The sequence below is a fragment of the Tardiphaga sp. genome, from assembly GCF_044340795.1.
Lineage (GTDB): Bacteria > Pseudomonadota > Alphaproteobacteria > Rhizobiales > Xanthobacteraceae > Tardiphaga.
Genome location: NZ_JBIISY010000057.1, coordinates 1 through 17350, shown reverse-complemented (window position 1 = coordinate 17350; position 17350 = coordinate 1). Strand labels below are relative to the sequence as shown.

16 protein-coding genes are annotated in these 17350 nt (G+C 63.2%); 3 read left to right on the top strand and 13 right to left on the bottom strand.

Annotation, left to right across the window (positions count from 1 at the left end; translation table 11 throughout):
* Positions 1 to 111: 111 nt before the first annotated feature.
* The 8 genes from ACIQ17_RS11990 to rpoZ all read right to left on the bottom strand — a co-directional run bounded on the left by ACIQ17_RS11990 (position 112) and on the right by rpoZ (position 9015).
* Positions 112 to 1068: a dihydrodipicolinate synthase family protein gene (locus ACIQ17_RS11990; protein WP_398468769.1), complete on the bottom strand. Its 957-nt coding sequence runs from the start codon at positions 1066 to 1068 to the stop codon at positions 112 to 114.
* A gap of 63 nt (positions 1069 to 1131) precedes the next feature.
* Positions 1132 to 1587 (bottom strand): GNAT family N-acetyltransferase, encoded by a 456-nt coding sequence (locus ACIQ17_RS11985; RefSeq protein ID WP_398468767.1) that lies wholly within the window; start codon positions 1585 to 1587, stop codon positions 1132 to 1134.
* A 12-nt stretch (positions 1588 to 1599) separates the two neighbouring features.
* On the bottom strand, positions 1600 to 2481 hold the full coding sequence (locus ACIQ17_RS11980; RefSeq protein ID WP_398468764.1) for an SDR family oxidoreductase: 882 nt from the start codon (positions 2479 to 2481) through the stop codon (positions 1600 to 1602).
* A gap of 161 nt (positions 2482 to 2642) precedes the next feature.
* The gene (locus ACIQ17_RS11975) at positions 2643 to 3503 is read right to left on the bottom strand and encodes a MaoC/PaaZ C-terminal domain-containing protein (RefSeq protein WP_398468762.1); all 861 of its coding nucleotides are present in this window, start codon (positions 3501 to 3503) and stop codon (positions 2643 to 2645) included.
* A gap of 166 nt (positions 3504 to 3669) precedes the next feature.
* A complete protein-coding gene (locus ACIQ17_RS11970; protein ID WP_398468760.1) occupies positions 3670 to 4059 on the bottom strand; it encodes a Zn-ribbon domain-containing OB-fold protein in 390 nt (129 codons plus the stop codon).
* 2 nt (positions 4060 to 4061) lie between these two features.
* Positions 4062 to 5210, bottom strand: a complete 1149-nt coding sequence (locus tag ACIQ17_RS11965) for a thiolase domain-containing protein (RefSeq protein ID WP_398468758.1) — start codon at positions 5208 to 5210, stop codon at positions 4062 to 4064.
* A 926-nt stretch (positions 5211 to 6136) separates the two neighbouring features.
* On the bottom strand, positions 6137 to 8479 hold the full coding sequence (locus ACIQ17_RS11960; protein WP_398468753.1) for a RelA/SpoT family protein: 2343 nt from the start codon (positions 8477 to 8479) through the stop codon (positions 6137 to 6139).
* A 143-nt stretch (positions 8480 to 8622) separates the two neighbouring features.
* A complete protein-coding gene (gene rpoZ, locus ACIQ17_RS11955; RefSeq protein ID WP_398468751.1) occupies positions 8623 to 9015 on the bottom strand; it encodes a DNA-directed RNA polymerase subunit omega in 393 nt (130 codons plus the stop codon).
* Positions 9016 to 9391: 376 nt separating this feature from the next.
* On the opposite strand from rpoZ, the gene ACIQ17_RS11950 reads away from it, so the two are divergent.
* Entirely contained in the window at positions 9392 to 10018 is a 627-nt protein-coding gene (locus ACIQ17_RS11950) for an NYN domain-containing protein (RefSeq protein ID WP_398468748.1), read from the top strand.
* A 49-nt stretch (positions 10019 to 10067) separates the two neighbouring features.
* On the top strand, positions 10068 to 10730 hold the full coding sequence (locus ACIQ17_RS11945) for a uracil-DNA glycosylase (protein WP_398468746.1): 663 nt from the start codon (positions 10068 to 10070) through the stop codon (positions 10728 to 10730).
* A gap of 118 nt (positions 10731 to 10848) precedes the next feature.
* Here ACIQ17_RS11945 and ACIQ17_RS11940 read toward each other — a convergent pair whose 3' ends face one another.
* The 4 genes from ACIQ17_RS11940 to dapA form a co-directional block, all read right to left on the bottom strand.
* Entirely contained in the window at positions 10849 to 11424 is a 576-nt protein-coding gene (locus tag ACIQ17_RS11940; RefSeq protein ID WP_398468744.1) for a peroxiredoxin, read from the bottom strand.
* A gap of 35 nt (positions 11425 to 11459) precedes the next feature.
* Positions 11460 to 11933: an SsrA-binding protein SmpB gene (gene smpB, locus ACIQ17_RS11935; protein ID WP_398468742.1), complete on the bottom strand. Its 474-nt coding sequence runs from the start codon at positions 11931 to 11933 to the stop codon at positions 11460 to 11462.
* Positions 11934 to 11987: 54 nt separating this feature from the next.
* Complete coding sequence (gene mscL, locus ACIQ17_RS11930; RefSeq protein ID WP_398468740.1) at positions 11988 to 12407, bottom strand: large conductance mechanosensitive channel protein MscL; 420 nt, start codon at positions 12405 to 12407, stop codon at positions 11988 to 11990.
* 151 nt (positions 12408 to 12558) lie between these two features.
* The gene (gene dapA, locus ACIQ17_RS11925; RefSeq protein ID WP_398468738.1) at positions 12559 to 13452 is read right to left on the bottom strand and encodes a 4-hydroxy-tetrahydrodipicolinate synthase; all 894 of its coding nucleotides are present in this window, start codon (positions 13450 to 13452) and stop codon (positions 12559 to 12561) included.
* A 344-nt stretch (positions 13453 to 13796) separates the two neighbouring features.
* On the opposite strand from dapA, the gene ACIQ17_RS11920 reads away from it, so the two are divergent.
* Positions 13797 to 16157 (top strand): lytic transglycosylase domain-containing protein, encoded by a 2361-nt coding sequence (locus tag ACIQ17_RS11920; RefSeq protein ID WP_398468787.1) that lies wholly within the window; start codon positions 13797 to 13799, stop codon positions 16155 to 16157.
* Positions 16158 to 16383: 226 nt separating this feature from the next.
* Here ACIQ17_RS11920 and ACIQ17_RS11915 read toward each other — a convergent pair.
* Positions 16384 to 17350 (bottom strand): porin (locus tag ACIQ17_RS11915; RefSeq protein WP_398468736.1); only part of this gene is annotated, 967 nt, incomplete at its 5' end.

The window sequence follows — 17350 nt, the reverse complement described above, 5'->3', positions numbered from 1 at the left end:
GCCTGTTGTTCTTCTCTGTCATGCCCGGGCTTGACCCGGACACCCATCTTTGACGTCGCCACACCTAAAACTGGATGGCCGGGTCAAGCCCGGCCACGACAGTGTGTGTAACTATCCCGCCGCGCTCGACTGCGGCTGCAGGTTCGCACGCTTGTCGTAGCGGGCGACACGCGAGAGGAGGTAATCGACCTCGGCCTTCGCAGGCGCCGACATTACCGGACCCGGCTTGCGCTGCGCGGCGGAGGCGATGATGCCACGCTTCTGCAGGACATATTTGCGCACGGACAGGCCGACGCCCGGCTGCTGCTCGTAGCGCACCAGCGGCAGATGCGCGTCGAACAGGTCATGCGCCTTGTCGCGCTCGCCCTTCTTGGACAGGTTGACCACGTCGATCAGCATTTCCGGGAAGGCATAGCCGGTCATCGCACCATCGGCGCCGCGCTCCATCTCGAAATCGAGGAAAGTGCCGCCATTGCCGGTGAGGATCGAGAGTTCGCGCAGCGAGCCATCCTTCTGGAAACCGCGCAGTGCGGTGATCTTTTCCAGGCCCGGCCAGTCCTCATGCTTGAGCATCACGCAGGATTTTGAATCCATGACGATCTTGCGGATCACGGCATTCGTCATGACGACATTCAGGGTCAGCGGATAGTCCTGCAGCACCCACGGCACGTCCTCGCCGATGGCTTCCGATGCCTGCTTGAAATAGGTGGTGATCTGGTCGTCGGTGCGCAGATGCGGCGGCGGGGCGATCATGACGGCGGCAGCACCGGCATCCATCGATTTCAGCGCCAACGAGCGCATGCTGGCAAAGCCCGGCGCCGAGACGCCGACAATGATCTGCAGCTTGTCGCCGGCGCGCTTGATGAAACGGGTGGCGACACTTTCCGATTCCGCAGCTTCCAGCTTCGGCGCCTCGCCGAGAATGCCGAGCACGGTGACGCCGTCGCAGCCGATCGAGGCGTAGAAATCGATCAGGCTGTCGATGGATTTGTCGTCGATCCGGCCGTCATCGAAGAACGGGGTCGGCGCGATGGCGAAGGTACCGGCAGCTTTGGACGTCAGTTTCATGGGAACCCTTATGCGAAGTCGGAGCGAAAAAGACGCGGCACCCTATCACCGCGCCGCGGCGCTTCAAAGCGGCAGAACCAGCCGCGGCAGCATGCGGCCGGGGATCGAGCCGGACGGGGCCTCGCCATCATCCACCGCGCCCATGCGGCGGTAGAACGCCGCTGCGCCGGGATCGGCGTCGATGGCCATCGTGCCGGCACCAGCTTCGCGCGCCGCGGTCATCGCCCATTGCAGCAGCGCCCGCCCCGCGCCGCTCCGCAACGCCGCCGGATCGACATAGAGCTTATCCAGCACGGCCACCGCACCGGCGAGATCGAGCTGCACCATGCCGATCATCCGCCCCTCGCTCTCCGCGATCCGGAGGATGGTCCGCGCCATCATCGCGGAGGTGATGGTGAGTTCATCGCGGCATGCCGCCATGAAGGCGGCATCATAACCCCACACCGCCTTGGAGCGCATGCACAGTTCGGTCAGCGCTCCGGCTTCATCGGGCCGCGCAGCACGCAGTGTGAGCGACAACGGCGCCATCGCTCAGAACCGGCGCGCGCCCTGCTTCGCATCGGCGTCCGAAAAGAAGATCTCGGCCGCATGGGTCGCGATATCTTCCGCGCTCCATGGCTTGTCCAGCGGCGGCGTCCAGCCTTCCATTTCCATCATCTTCATCTCGCGCACGCCGCGCGGGCCGGAGACGCCGAGCACCTTGCCGGTCTGGTCGCCGGAGAGATCGCTGACCATGTAGAGCACCGCCGGCGCGATGCCGTCGGCATCGAGGGCTGCGCCGGGATTTTCGATGTAACGCGGCAGGTCGGCCGTCATGCGCGTCAGCGCGCCCGGTGACAGGGTCCAGATGCGAATGCCGTATTTGCGCCCTTCGATGGCCAGGACATTGGACAGACCCCAGATGCCGCCCTTCGCTGCGCCATAATTGCTCTGGCCGAAATTGCCGATCAGGCCCGATGTCGACGAGGTGTTGACGATGACGCCGCCGCCATGGTCACGCATGAAATTGAACACGGGTTTGGTGACGCAATAAGTGCCCTTGAGATGCACTTTTATCACTTTGTCCCACGCCTCTTCCGTGGATTTGGCAAAGCTCTGGTCGCGCAAAATGCCGGCATTGTTGACGAGGATATCGACCTTGCCGAAGGCTTTGATGGCATCGTCGAAGACAGACTGGCCGCCCGCTGTCGTGGAGATGTCGGCGCCGTTGGCGATGGCCTTGCCGCCGGCTTTCGTGATCCCATCGACCACCTGCTGTGCCATGGAGACATCGGCGCCGGAGCCATCGCGCGGGCCGCCGAGATCGTTGACGACCACGGACGCGCCTTCGCGCGCGAAGAGTTTGGCGTAGGCTTCACCCAGACCGCCGCCGGCGCCTGTGATGATGGCAACCTTGCCGTCGAGAAGACCCATGGCGTGCTCCCTGTTGTGGTTTTGTTTGTTCTTTGTCATCCCGGCGAACGCCGGGATCCATAACCTCCGAAGATGTGGTTCAAGCCGTGCTGAGCCACATCGATATAATTCCAACTACTCTGACCGCGCGTATGGATCCCGGCGTTCGCCGGGATGACAGGTCAGACCAGCACCGTGCGGCCGCTCTTGATCACCGTGACGCCGCGGTCCTTCACCTTGGCTTCGAAGGACACCACGTTGCCGTCCTTCCACAGGTCCATGGTCACCGTCTCGCCCGGAAACACCGGCGACGAGAAACGCGCGCCGTGCTGCTTGAAGGCGGAGGGATCGTAGTCGGCAAAGGTCTGCAGCACGCCGCGGCAGGTGATGCCATAGGTGCACATGCCGTGCAGGATCGGGCGCGGGAAGCCGGCCTTCTTGGCGAATTCCGGATCGGAATGCAGCGGATTGCGGTCGCCGCAGAGGCGATAGACCAGCGCCTGATCCGGGCGCGTGGTGATGTCGATGGTCTTGTCGGGCGCGCGGCTCGGCACCTTGTGCGCTTCGGGCTGGCCTTCGGACGGGCCGCCGAAACCGCCATCGCCACGGGCGAAGCGCGAGGCCACGAGCGTTGCAAGAGCTTCGCCCTTCTCATCGCGCAAAATGGTCTGGTGCAGGATCACGGCGCCCTTGTCGGCGCCCTTGTCGAACACGCCGAGCACCGTCGAGTCGGCCGTGATCTTCGCTTCAACCGGCATCGGCTTGTGGAAGGTGATATCACGCTCACCGTCGACGACCATGACGCGGTTCAGCTTCATGTCGCCGGGACCCGAGCCCCATGCTGCGACCGATGCAAAGGTCGGCACGACCTTCAGCGGGCGCGGCGTATAGGTGCCTTCATTGACGAAAGCGAGTTCGGTCTCGTTCATCGGATCGGCGCCCATGCCGATACCATAGGCGTAGAGCATGACTTCGCGGTCGGTCCAGGCATATTTCTGGCCGATGTTCTTCATCGCCATCAGCTCTTCGTAGACGATTGGCATTGCTGGCTCCCGGATTTTTGTTTGTTGAGGTTTCTAACTCTGCCTGTCATCGCCCGGCTTGACCGGGCGATCCAGTATATGAAGGCCTTACGGCGTTTACTGGGTCACCCGGTCCTAGCGCGCAATTGCGTGCACGGCCGGGTGACGACAGTTGAGCATATGGTCGTCAGGCCGGCGTGAAGAACGGCAGCGGTGCGCCATCCGTTGGCTTCCACACCACCTTCACCTTCTGGCCGATCTTCACCGTCGCCGGATCGCAGTCGACGATGTTGGTCTGCACCGACGGGCCTTCCTTCAGCGTCACATAGGCGATGACGTAAGGGCCGGTCGCCGATTTCCGCATGTGGCTGTAGGTGTAGATCTCGCCCTCGCCCGATGACTCTTCCCACTCGGTCTTGTCGGAGAAGCAGAACGGGCAGATCGAGCGCGGGAAGAAATGCGCGTCGCCGCAGGTGGTGCAGCGCTTGATCAGGAACTTGCCGTCCTTGGCCGCGTCCCAGAACGGCTGCGTTTCCGGATTGCCCTGCGGGGTCGGATACTTCTTGGCTTCAGTCATAATCACACGCGCTCCAGAATGGCGGTCGAGGCAGCATGGCGAACGCCGAGCAGGCCGCCGGTGCCGTGAGCAATGGCGAGGTCGCAATTGGGGACCTGCAGCTTCGGATGGGCTTCGCCGCGCAGCTGGCGCACGGCTTCGAGGATCTTGGTCATGCCACCGCGATTGATCGGGTGATTGCTGCACAACCCGCCGCCATCGGTGTTGAACGGCAGCTTGCCGACGCCCGAGATCAGGTTGCCGTCGGACACGAACTTGCCGCCCTCGCCCTTCTTGCAGAAGCCGAGATCCTCGAGCTGCATCAGCACGGTGATGGTGAACGAGTCATAGATCGACGCATATTTCATGTCCTGCGGCGTCACGCCCGCTTCCTCGAAGGCGCGCGGACCCGACCACACGCCGGCCGAATAAGTGAGGTCGAGATCCTTGCCGCCGCGCGGGCCCTTCATCGCTTCGCCGTGACCGATCAGGCGCACCAGCGGCTTCTTCAGGCTCTTGGCGATTTCCTCGGTGGTGACGATGAGCGCGCCGCCGCCGTCGGTGACCACGCAGCAATCCATGCGGCGCAGCGGGTCGGAGATCATCGGCGAGTTCAGCACGTCCTCGACGGTGACCACGTCCTTGAGCATCGCATGCGGATTGTATTGCGCATGATGCGAGGCGGCGACCTTGATCCAGGCGAGCTGTTCGGACGTCGTGCCGTAATCGTGCATGTGGCGCATCGCGGCCATGCCATAGGCATTGTGCGTGGTCGCACCGAAAGCGGTTTCGAAATCGGCTTCGGCGCCCTGCGCGCGCGGCGCCGGCGGCGAGGTGCGCGGCTTGCCGGCGAGCGTGATCAGCGCGACCGAGCACTTGCCAAGCGCGATCGCCTGCGCGGCATGGCCGAGCGCGATGATGTAGGAGCAGCCGCCGGTTTCGGTGGAATCGACATGGCGTGGCTTGAGACCGAGATAGTCGGTCATCGGCCAGAGGCCGCCATTGGCATCGCCGGCGATGAAGAGACCGTCGACGTCCTTGTTGGTCAGGCCCGCATCCTCGAGCGCGCCCTTGGCGACTTCGGCATGCAGCTGCCAGACGGATTTGTCCGGCGCGTGGCGCGTCGGATGCTCATAGATGCCCGCGATATAGGCCTTGCCCTTGATACTCAATCGTCTCTCCGCTTGGTGTTTCGTCCCAGTTCAGTTTTTTCTGACGATTCCAATCCGCCTTGGCAAGCGACAACATTTCACGCTGCGGATGTGAATTTCATTGTGCGGAATGGACGCAAAACTGTTGCAGAGCTTTTCGCTTGCCTGGAAGCAGTTTGCCAATCTGGTCGGCGAGCCCTCACAAAAGCGGAGAGCAGGATTTCCGGAATTGGTGGGCTCGCAAGCGACAATGGCGTGACACGAGCTCGCGATCTCGCGGCGCCCTGGGGGCGTCCGAGGTGTGAGCAGATCTCCCCTCCAGACATGAGGGGAGGCAGCGCGCCGCAAGGCGCATTTGGGTGGACTGAACGCTGCCCGCTCGACGCTGGATCGCCAGCGAGACCGGACCGCGCAACGCCTTACGGCGCGCCACCGCGACGTCTTGCTAGTCGAAGGACCGTTCTTCCGGGTACTGGGCAATCCCTCGCAAGGGATTCATCCGACGGATTTCTCCGTCTTCGCCCGCACCGCGTCCAGCCGCGCACTAGCGGCAGAGCCCCTTATTGGGCCCGGACGGTGACCTCCGACCACCCGAGTGCTGGTGGATACGTCCTCCCCCGGCCCGCAGGCGCCGCATCTCGCTCCGTTCAAAGACGTCTCATGAGAACGCCCCTCACCGAACAAGACGGGAGCGAGTATGGCGGAGATGGGAATTTTGTCAAGAACAAAATGGGAACATTTTGGCAAAGCGCGGTTCTTATCCCTCCCCCAAGCCGCGCAGCGGCGCCGTGGGGAGGGTGGATCGAAGCGAGCGTTCAGCGAGCTTCGAGACGGGTGGGGTGCCTCCTCAAACTTCGACGTCATGCGGGGCTCCCCACCCGGCGCTACGCGCCACCCTCCCCATTCGCTTCGCTCCGGGGAGGGAGAAACCACGCGCAGCGGCGCGCCTACCCGTCGACCCGCTCGACCTTCGCCACGACCGCCTTTGCGCGGAGCTGGGCGATGATCGCGCTGAGATGCTTGAGGTCATAGACGCCGAGATCAATCGTCTGCTCGGTAAAGTCCGGCGAGCGGCGGTGCATGCTGATATTGTCGATGTTGCCGTCGTGATCGGCGATCACCTGGGCGATCTGCGCCAGTGAGCCAGGCTCATTCACGTTCTGCAGGAAAAGCCGCGCGGGGAAACGCTGCGGCGAGCTGTCATCCACGTCCCAGCGCACATCGACCCATCGCTCCGGCTCTTCCTCGAATTCGCGCAAAGCCGGCGACTGGATCGGATAGATGGTGATCCCCTCGCCCGGCGTGACGATGCCGACGATGCGGTCGCCCGGCACGGCGCCGCCATTGGGCGCGAAGCGCACTGGAAGATCCGAATTCACGCCACCGATGGAGATCACCGAGGTGAACTTGCCGGCGCCCTCGCCCGAGCGCACCTTGTCGGCCGTGCTCTTCTTGTTGGCGGCATAACGCCCGCCGACGCGCTCTTCCTTGTAGTCGGGATACATCGCACGAGCGACATCGGCGGCACGGAGTTCACCGCGGCCGACCGAAGCCATCACGTCGTCGATGGAGGTGCGTGCGAGGCGCGGCAGCGCGCCCTTCAGCTGATCGTCGGCATATTCGATCTTGGCGCGGGCAAACAGACGCTCGACGATGCGGCGGCCAAGGCTCGCATATTGATCGCGCATCGCGGTGCGCGTGGCGCGGCGGATCGCAGCACGCGCCTTGCCGGTGATGGCGAGGGATTCCCACGCGGCCGGCGGCGCCTGCTGCGCCTTCGAGGTCAACACCTCGACTTCATCGCCGTTCTGCAGTTCGGAGGATAGCGGCGCGAACTTGCCGTTGATCTTGCAGCCGACCGCGCTGTTGCCGACATCCGTATGCACGGCATAGGCGAAGTCGATGACATTCGCCGCGCGCGGCAATGCGATCAGCTTGCCCTTCGGCGTGAAGCAGAACACCTGGTCGTGGAACAGTTCGAGCTTGGTGTGCTCGAGAAACTCTTCCGGATTGGTGCTTTCCGAAAGAATGCCGATGGTGTGGCGCAGCCAGGCGAAGGCGTTGGACTCGCGCTTCAGCCGCTCGTTGGGCGACCCCGCACCTTCCTTGTAGAACGCATGCGCGGCAATACCGTATTCGGCGATGCGGTTCATTTCCTCGGTGCGAATCTGCAATTCGACACGCTGATTACCGGGGCCGATCACGGTCGTGTGCAGCGAGCGATAGTCGTTCTGCTTCGGCGTCGAGATGTAGTCCTTGAAGCGGCCGGGCACGACGGGCCAGGTCGTATGCACGACTCCGAGCGCGCGGTAGCAGGATTCGAGATCGTCGATGACGATGCGAAAACCATAGATGTCGGAGAGCTGCTCAAAGCCGACCGACTTGCGCTTCATCTTGGTCCAGATCGAAAACGGCTTCTTGCGGCGGCCACTGACGCGCGCCTTGATGTCGTTCTTCTGCAGCTTGCTCGACAGATGCGTCTCGATCATGCCGATCAGGTCGCGATTGCGCTCGGTGAGCGTATCGAGGCGCTGCATCACCACCAAATGGGCGTCGGGGTCGAGCACCTTGAAGGACAGCTCTTCCAGTTCCTCGCGCATCGCCTGCATACCCATACGGCCGGCGAGCGGCGCATAGATGTCGAGCGTCTCGTCGGCGATGCGGCGGCGCGAGGCCGGCGGCATGAATTCCATGGTCCGCATATTGTGCAGACGATCGGCGAGCTTGATCAGCAGCACGCGCACGTCATCGGCGATCGCGAGCAGCAGCTTTCGCAGGTTTTCGGCCTGCTTGGCCTCGCGCGAGACGAGCTCCAGCCGCTTCAGCTTGGTGAGGCCCTCGACCAGCGCGCCGATATCGGGGCCGAACAGCTTGTCGATCTCGGCGCGGGTCGCTTCCGTGTCCTCGATCGTGTCGTGCAACAGCGCCGCCACGATGGTGGCGTCGTCGAGCTTGAGGTCGGTGAGAATCGCCGCGACTTCGAGCGGATGGGTGAAATAGGGATCGCCGGAGGCGCGGGTCTGCTCGCCATGCGCGACCATGGCATAGACATAGGCGCGGTTGAGCAGGTCCTCGTCGGTCTGCGGGTTATAGGCACGCACCCGCTCGACCAAATCATACTGGCGCATCATGCGGCCGCGCGCGCTGCGCTTGCCAGCAGAAGTTGCATCAGGGGCTGATGTTGTCCCGGGAGCGGCGGGCACAGCCGGCCCTTCCACGCGTGCCGGTGGAACCGCGGTGGTCTCGTTAGCTGCCTGCATCTGCCGTGACTGACGGCGCGACGTCGCCATTGCCTTCCTCAATTCTGTCGAGTCGATCTCGACTCCAACCAAGCAGATAATTTGCCCCGAAACGTCCCGCAAATGCAAAGGCCCGGACTTGCGGTCCGGGCCTTGCGCGAAACTGTGATGGCAGAAGAGTGAAGCGTAACAGCTTACTCGTCTTCTTCCGGCTGCTCTTCCGGCGGAGCCAGGCCTTCGAGGCCCTTGAGCAGCTCTTCCTCGGTCATGCGCTCGACAGCGACTTCGGTGTCGTCGGCATCGACGCTGGCGCCGGCAGAGCCGATCAGCGGCACGGTATCACCTTCCGGCTCGTCCACTTCGACGAACTTCTGCAGCGAATGCACCAGCTCCTCGCGGAGGTCTTCCGGCGAGATGGTCTCGTCAGCGATCTCACGCAGCGACACGACGGGGTTCTTGTCGTTGTCGCGATCAATCGTAAGTTGTGAGCCCGACGAGATCATGCGAGCACGGTGTGCTGCCAGCAGGACCAGATCGAAGCGATTGTCGACCTTGTCGATGCAATCTTCTACGGTGACGCGCGCCATGAAATGTCGCTCCGTTGGATGAGGGACCGGAAATAAGGATTGTTTGGCGCTAGGTATAGCGGCTTCGCACGCAGCGCAAGAACGAAATTAGAATCCAGCTTCATGGTTTTGTTTTGAGCGGGACTATGTTACCCTCAAAAGACCCTTGGATATAACAGCTTGCTACCATTAAATAATGGCCTTTCCGCCACCATTTGGGACACCAAAAGGCTTCATTGCAACTGCAAAAAGATGAGCTTATCGCTCTCCTCTTCAATTGCGTGAAAGTATGGTCGGGCCGATCTGCCAGAAGGCGGACTACGACTTGATGCAAATGTGCGACGAAACCTCGTTGCGCCAAAAACCACAATGACAACAACACCTATGAGAAAACTTGATGTCTCAATCCTCTAACAAGATCGCGCTCTTTATCGACGGCGCCAATCTCTATGCGACGGCGAAGACGCTCGGTTTTGACATTGATTACAAGCGCCTTCTCAAGGAATTTCAGAGCCGCGGAACCCTTGTCCGCGCCTTCTATTACACGGCGATCATCGAAGATCAGGAATACTCGTCGATTCGTCCGCTGATCGACTGGCTGGACTACAACGGCTACACCGTGGTGACGAAAGCCACCAAGGAGTTCATCGATGCGTCCGGTCGGCGCAAGGTGAAGGGCAACATGGATATCGAACTCGCTGTCGATGCCATGGAGCTCGCCGAACATGTGGACCAGATCGTGCTGTTCTCCGGTGACGGCGACTTCCGCTCGCTGGTGGAAGCGGTTCAGCGTCGCGGCGTGCGCGTCACGGTGATCTCGACCATTTCGAGCCAGCCGCCGATGATCGCCGACGAACTGCGCCGGCAGGCCGACGTGTTCACGGATCTGATGGAATTGCAGAGCAAGATCGGCCGCGACCCGGCCGAGCGCCCTGCTCCACGCGAGCCGCGCCACCAGACGCCGCAATTCCTGCAGCGCTCGGCCACCGTGGCACCGCGAGGCGACGACGATTTCGAAGACTGAAATCTCGAAGGCACTGACTCGGACGCAACTGAGTCGACAACAGCCGGCGGTGGTCGCAGCCACGATCTCCGCTGGCACTTCCACAGACCCCGGCCGCGACTGTCCGCTCTGCCCCCGTCTCGTCGACTATCGTACGGAGCTGCGCACGCGCGAGCCCGACGGCTTCAACGCGCCGGTGCCGTCGTTTGGCGGGCCGGATGCGCAGCTGCTGATCGTCGGCCTTGCACCGGGCGCGCAAGGGGCCAACCGCACCGGGCGGCCCTTCACCGGCGACTATGCCGGCGACCTGCTCTACGACACCCTTTTGCATTTCGGTTTTGCCAGCGGCACTTTCCTGGCGCGGCCGGATGACGGCCTGGTGCTGACCGGCAGCCGCATCACCAATGCGGTGCGCTGCGTGCCGCCGCAGAACAAGCCGCTGCCGGTGGAGATCACCACCTGCCGGCCGTTCCTGATCGCCACCATGGACGAGATGCCGAAGCTGCGCGCCATCGTGCTGCTCGGCCGCGTCGCCCATGACACGATGCTGAAGACGCTCGGCATCCGCGCGGTGACGGCACCGTTCGCGCATGGCGCTGTGCATGATGCCGGAAGGTTCAAGCTGTACGACAGCTATCACTGCTCGCGCTACAACACGAATACCGGCGTGCTGACACCGGAGATGTTTCGCGCGGTGTTCGCGAAGGTGAAGACGGATCTGGCGGCGGAGTGATCTCCACCTGTCGTCACCCGGCTCGACCGGGTGACCCAGTGGACATCGCCGCCAGTGTTTATTGGATCGCCCGGTCAAGCCGGGCGACGACAGCAGAGCATATATCGCGCACGGTCATTCACACCGAATTCGCCCTCAGCCATTCCAGCACATCGCCCGCGTTCCGGTCCGGCGGAAACACCGGATAGAACACATGGGTGATGCGGTCATCGTCGACGATCAGAGCGAGGCGCTTGATCAGCGTGAGATCGGCGACGTCCATGGTCGGCAGGTTGAGTGCATCGGTCAGTTCGAGCTTCTCGTCGGACAGCACCGGGAAAGGCAGATGCAGGCGCGACGCCATCTCGGTCTGATACGCATTGCTCTGGGTCGACAGGCCGAACACATGTTTCGCGCCGGCCGCCTTCAACTCGGCGAACAGATCGCGAAACGCACAGGTCTGCGGTGTGCATCCCCGCGCGCCCGGGATCATGTCCCAGTCGTCGGTGAGGCCGATCTTGCCGGGCTCGCCGGTGCGCGGATAGCCGAACACGACGGTGCGGCCTTTCAGCGTGGAGAGATCGACCGTGGTGTCATCGGTGGCGCGCAGGTCGAGCGACGGGATCGTCATGCCGACCAGATGCGCTGCCGCGCCATCGTCCTCGGGGGCCGGAATCTTGCTCCAGTCGACATCGGTGAGGTTCGGTTGGTTCATCGCGTCCTCATTCGTTGCAGGCCGGCAATACGGCTTTATCCCCGCGCCCTGAGCAAACGTCCCTTCTCACGGCCCCAGTCGCGCTCTTTCTCGCTGGCGCGCTTGTCGTGCAGCTGCTTGCCCTTGGCGAGGGCGAGCTGAAGTTTTACGCGGCCACGCTCGTTGAAATACATTTTCAGCGGGATCAGCGTCATGCCCTGGCGCTCCACCGCGCCCATCAGCTTGTTGATCTGCTTGCGATGCAGCAGCAATTTGCGCGGGCGCTTCGGCTCGTGGTTGAAGCGGTTGGCCTGCAGATATTCAGGGATATTGGCGTTGACCAGCCAGATCTCGCCGTCCTTGGGATCGGCGTAGGATTCCGCGATCGTGCTCTTGCCGTTGCGGATCGACTTCACTTCGGTGCCGGTCAGCGCAATGCCCGCCTCCACCGTGTCTTCCACGGCGTAGTTGAAGCGGGCCTTGCGGTTCTCGGCGATCACTTTGATCGGGCGTTCGTTCTTCTCGGCCATCTCATGCTTTCGGTGCCAGGCACCAATATAGGAACGCCCTGCCCGCGCGCCAAATCAGGCTTTCGTCTTGAGCAGGTCGCGGATTTCAGTGAGCAACGCGACTTCGGCGCTCGGCTTCGCCGGCTCGGCCGGCTTGGCCTCTTCCTTGCGCTTCAGCGTGTTCATGGCGCGGATCACCATGAACAGGACGAAGGCGACGATGATGAAATTCAGCGTCAGCGTCAGGAAGCTGCCCCAGGCCAGCACGGCGCCCTGTTTCTTGGCGTCGGCGAGATTGGTCGCAGTCACGGACTTCGACAGTCCGGTGAAGTAATTCGAGAAATCGAGGCCGCCAGTGATGGCGCCGATGATCGGCATGATGATGTCGGCCACCATCGAGGACACGATGGCACCGAAGGCCGCACCGATGATCACGCCGACGGCGAGATCGACAACGTTGCCCTTCATGGCGAAATCACGAAATTCCTTCAGCATGCGCAATCCCTTTCCATTTCAAAACATCAGTCGGTCGCAACCGATGAAATGATGATGCGACCAAAGTCACGCAGCGTCCAATGGATCGTATCTAGCTTTGATTTGGCGCGTTTTCTTGACGCGAACCGGATCCACTTCGCTTGAAAACGCTCTAGTTGATCAGCCCGGCATGCACCATGGCAGCGCGGATGGCTTTGCCCGTCGGCTCGGTGACCGGGAGCAGCGGCAGGCGCACGCTCTCGTCGCCACGGTCGAGCAGCTTGAGACCATGCTTGGCACCGGCAAGGCCCGGCTCCTTGAAGATGGTGTCATGCAGCGGCGTCAAACGATCCTGGATCTTCAGCGCGCCGGCATAGTCGCCCTTGAATACCAGCTCCATCAGTTCGGCGCAGAGCTTCGGCGCCACATTGGCGGTGACGGAGATGCAGCCATGGCCACCGGCGGCCATGTAGGACAGCGCCGTCATGTCCTCGCCCGAGAGCTGGATGAAATCCGGGCCCATGGCGTGGCGCTGCTTGGAGACGCGGCCAACATCGGCGGTGGCGTCCTTCACACCGGCGATGTTCTTGAGTTCGTACAGGCGCGCCATGGTCTCGACGGACATATCAACCACGGAGCGCGGGGGAATGTTGTAAATAATGATCGGAATTCCGATCGCGTCATTCACCGCCTTGAAGTGCTGATACATGCCCTCCTGGGTGGGCTTGTTGTAGTAAGGCGTCACCACCAGCACGCCATCGGCGCCGGCCTTCTCGGCATGCTTCGCCAGCGCCACGGCTTCGCGGGTCGAGTTCGAGCCCGCACCGGCGATCACGGGCAAGCGCCCGTTGGATTCGTCGATGCACCATTCGACGACCTTGGCATGTTCCTCATGGCTCAAGGTCGGGCTCTCGCCCGTGGTACCGACCGGAACCAGGCCGTGGGATCCTTCGGAAATCTGCCAGGCGACATGGGCGCGAACGGCTTCCTCGTCCAGCGCACCGGCTTTGAACGGGGTGACCAGAGCGGTGTAGGACCCCCGGAAAATCGTCTTGGTGGCTGCCATGGTCTGCTCCGAACGCGATGCGGCTTCCGCCGTCTGCTTGAACCTATTGAATGGACTGCGAGTCTTACCGACTTCGGAGCTGCGGCGAAAGACCGCCCAAGACGCCATTGGGCGCTATCGGACTGGATTTGCGGGGTTTCCGCCCCGATTTTGCCGCGCTGGCGGCGCACAGGACAGCGCAGAGGTGACGGACGTTGACGATTTGGTCACCCTTTCAATCAAATACATCGAGGGAATGCTGGCGAAGTTCTGATTCGCCGCGAGGACACAGCGTGACGCGACTGCTCCCATCCCCTGCGGCCCGACGGACGGCGCTTCGCGCCAGTCTGGCGCTGTTGCTCAGCGTGTCGATCCCGGCGCTGGAAGCCGGCGCGGCCGGTACCGCTGACACCTCGAAGACCAGCCAGGCGGCGAAGGACGCTGCGGCCAAGCCGGCTGCCGCGAAGCCCGCGGCTGCCAAAGGCGCTGCGGATAAATCGGCGGCGAAGCCCGCCCCGGCCAAATCGGCCGCGACCAAACCAGCCGACACCAAATCGGCAGCCAAGCCAACTGCCAAGCCTGACGCGGCCAAGACCGGCGCGACCAAGCCTGCGGCCGCCAAACAGACGGCCGGCAAGCCGGATGCTGCCAAGCCGACTGCCGCCAAGCCGACCGCCGCCAAGCCGGCGAAACACACGACGGGCACCGTCAATCCGGCGCCGGCGATCCAGCCGGCCACGCGCCAGCACGCCGTCGCGCCGCCCGCAGTGAAGAAGCCGCCACCTGCCCGTGCTGCCATCGCGGCCACCAGTTCGACGTCGCAGGCCGACGGCCAGGCGCTGGAAAACGTCATCGAGCTCGTCCGCAAGGGCAAGAGCGGCGAAGCCGGCCAGGTCGCACAGACCATCGGCGATCCCGTCGCGCGAAAACTCGGCGAGTGGATCTATCTGCGCAGCGAGAACAACGGCGCATCGGTGGAGCGCTATCGCGCCTTCATCGCCGCCAATCCGAGCTGGCCGTCGCAGACCTTCATGCGCCGCCGCAGCGAAGCCGCGCTGTGGGACGACCGCCGCGACGACAGCGCGATCCAGTCCTATTTCGCCGATGAAAAGCCGATCTCGGCCAAGGGCAAGTTCGCCCTCGCCAAGTCGCTGCTCGCGCGCGGCGACCGCGCCAGCGCCGAGCGCCTCGTCCGCGACGCCTGGCGCAACGATCCGATCTCCGGCGACACCGAGAACATGGCGATCGACATGTTCGGCGCGCTGATCACGCCCGGCGACCACAAGGCACGCATGGACATGCTGCTCTATGGCGCGGATGGCGAGCCGGGCCTGCGTTCGGCAAAACGCCTCGGCGGTGCACAGATGGCGCTGGCGCGCGCACGCATCGCTGTTACCAAGAAGGCATCGAATGCCAAGGCGCTGCTCGATGCCGTACCGCATGAACTGCACAGCGACCCCGGCTACCTGTTCAGCCGGATGCAGCAGCTGCGGCGCGATGAGCGCTTCGCGGAGGCCGCGCGGCTGATGTCCTCCGTGCCGCGCGACATCAATCGCCTGCACAATCTCGACGAATGGTGGATCGAACGCCGTCTGCTGTCGCGAAAACTGCTGGACGTGGGTGAGCATCGCGCCGCCTACGTAGTGGCACGCGACGCGGCCCTGCCCGCACGCGACATCTACAAGACCGAACAGGAATTCACCGCCGGCTGGATCGCACTGCGCTTCCTGAGAGATCCAGCAACAGCCTCGCAGCATTTCGCGCGCATCGGCGTCGGCAGTGTCAATCCCACCGCGCTGGCCCGCGCCGGCTACTGGCAGGGCCGCGCTGCGGAAGCCGCCGGCCGCAGCTCGGAAGCACGCGCGGCCTATACGCGCGCAGCTGAGCAGTCGACCAGCTATTACGGCCAGCTGGCGCGCGCCAAGCTCGGCCTGCCGCAGCTCGACATCAGCGGCTCGCTGTCCTCGCGCGCCCGTGGCTCCGAGCGGCTCGAGATCGTGCGCGCGGTGCAGCTGCTCTATGCGCTCGAGGAGAAGGAGATCGCGATTCCGATCTTTGCCGATGTCGGCGAGAACGGCGATCCGGAAGCGGTGCTCGGCCTCAGCGAACTGGCCTCGCAGAACAAGGATGCACGCGGCATGCTGCTGGTCGGCAAGGCGGCGCTCAATCGCGGCCTGCCCTTCGATCACTATGCCTATCCGACCATCGGCATTCCGAGCTATCGGCCGGTGGGGCCGCAGGTCGAGCCCTCGGTGGTCTATGCGATCGCGCGGCAGGAAAGCGCATTCAATCCGGCTGTCGTGTCGCCCGCCCAGGCTTACGGCCTGATGCAAGTGACGCCGAGCGCCGCGCAATATGTCGCCAAGCGCCATGGCGCCACCTACGATCTCGCGCGGCTGAAGAACGACTCGACCTACAATGCGGCACTCGGCGCCGCCGAACTCGGCGGCCTGCTCGAAGACTATCGCGGCTCCTACATCATGACCTTTGCCGGCTACAATGCCGGCCGCGGCAGCGTGCGCAAATGGATCGAGCGCTATGGCGATCCGCGCGATCCCAATGTCGATGCAGTGGACTGGGTGGAGTCGATTCCGTTCGCCGAGACGCGCAACTACGTCCAGCGCATCATGGAAAACCTGCAGGTCTATCGCGCCCGCTTCGGCGGCGGCACCAAGCTGCAGATCGACGCCGACCTGCATCGCGGCCGCGGCAGCAGCGTCGAGTAGCTCCTCCTCCGCGTGTCACCACCTGCGAAAGCGGGTGGTCCAGCAAGCACGATCGCTCAGCTACACTACAACAGCCGATGCCTACTGGATCGCCCGGTCAAGCCGGGCGACGACAGTGAGCCGTCCGGCACGAGCAAACTGTAACCCGCCACCCAAACAAAAACCCCCGACAGTTGCCTGCCGGGGGTCTTGTATTCAGATATCGATTGCCGTGAGGCGTTCGATATTAGAACGAGCGCAGAACCTGCAACGAACCGTTGTAGATGTTCTGATCCTGCACAGCGAAGCTCTGGTTGGCTGCACGGCCCGGCACGTTATTAACACCGACCAGAGAACCACCGAGGTTCTGCTCGAGGCGGCTATAAGTGAATTCAGCCGAGAAGGTCAGGTTCTTAACCGGGGTCCAGGCGGTACGGGTACCGATCTGGGCGATCGCGAAGTCGAAGTTGTTGGTCGAACCAACGAGCGAGCCGTTGTTCGAACCAACAACGCCAGCCGGACGCGTCTGTGCGAAGGCGCTGGCGAGCAGCGCGTTGCCACCGTCACCATACGAGATGGCGCTGTAGCTGCCGAACAGCGACGTGCGCCAGGCCGGGTTCCAGTAGTGCTCGTAGAAGCCAACGATCGACCAAGCTTCGCTCTGCTCGACCTGACCACCCGGACCGTACACGCCGTCAAGCACGTAACCGAAGCCCAGCGAGTTGCCCGAAATCTTGGCGAAACGGCCGCCGCCCGACGTGTCGGTGGTGCCGCCGGTGAAGGCGTACTTGGCAGCGCCCTTGGCGTAGGTGGCGTTGAACTTCAGGCTGTCGCCAGCGCCGGTCGGCAGGTTCTTGAACTCGATGGCGCCGTTGACTGCGAAGCCGAAGGAGTCATCCGGGTGCGCGGTGGCGAGGGCACCGGTGTAGAAACCCGGGGTGATCGTGTGCATCGCAGCACCGAAGTGCAGCGAACCCCAGGCCTGATCGAGGCGCAGGTTGCCGACGACGTCCGGAATGTGGTTGCCGCCGTAGGAGTTACCCTGGAAGGAGTTCGACGTCGAACCGTAGGCACCGCTGGTGTTGCCGCTGCCGAACGGAGCAGCAAGGGCGAGACCGGTGTTGTAGAGACCAGCGTTGCGGTAGGGCGACGCGTTTTCGAGGGCGATGGTGCCCGACACGCCGTTACCGAACGAAGCGGTGTAAGCGATCTGC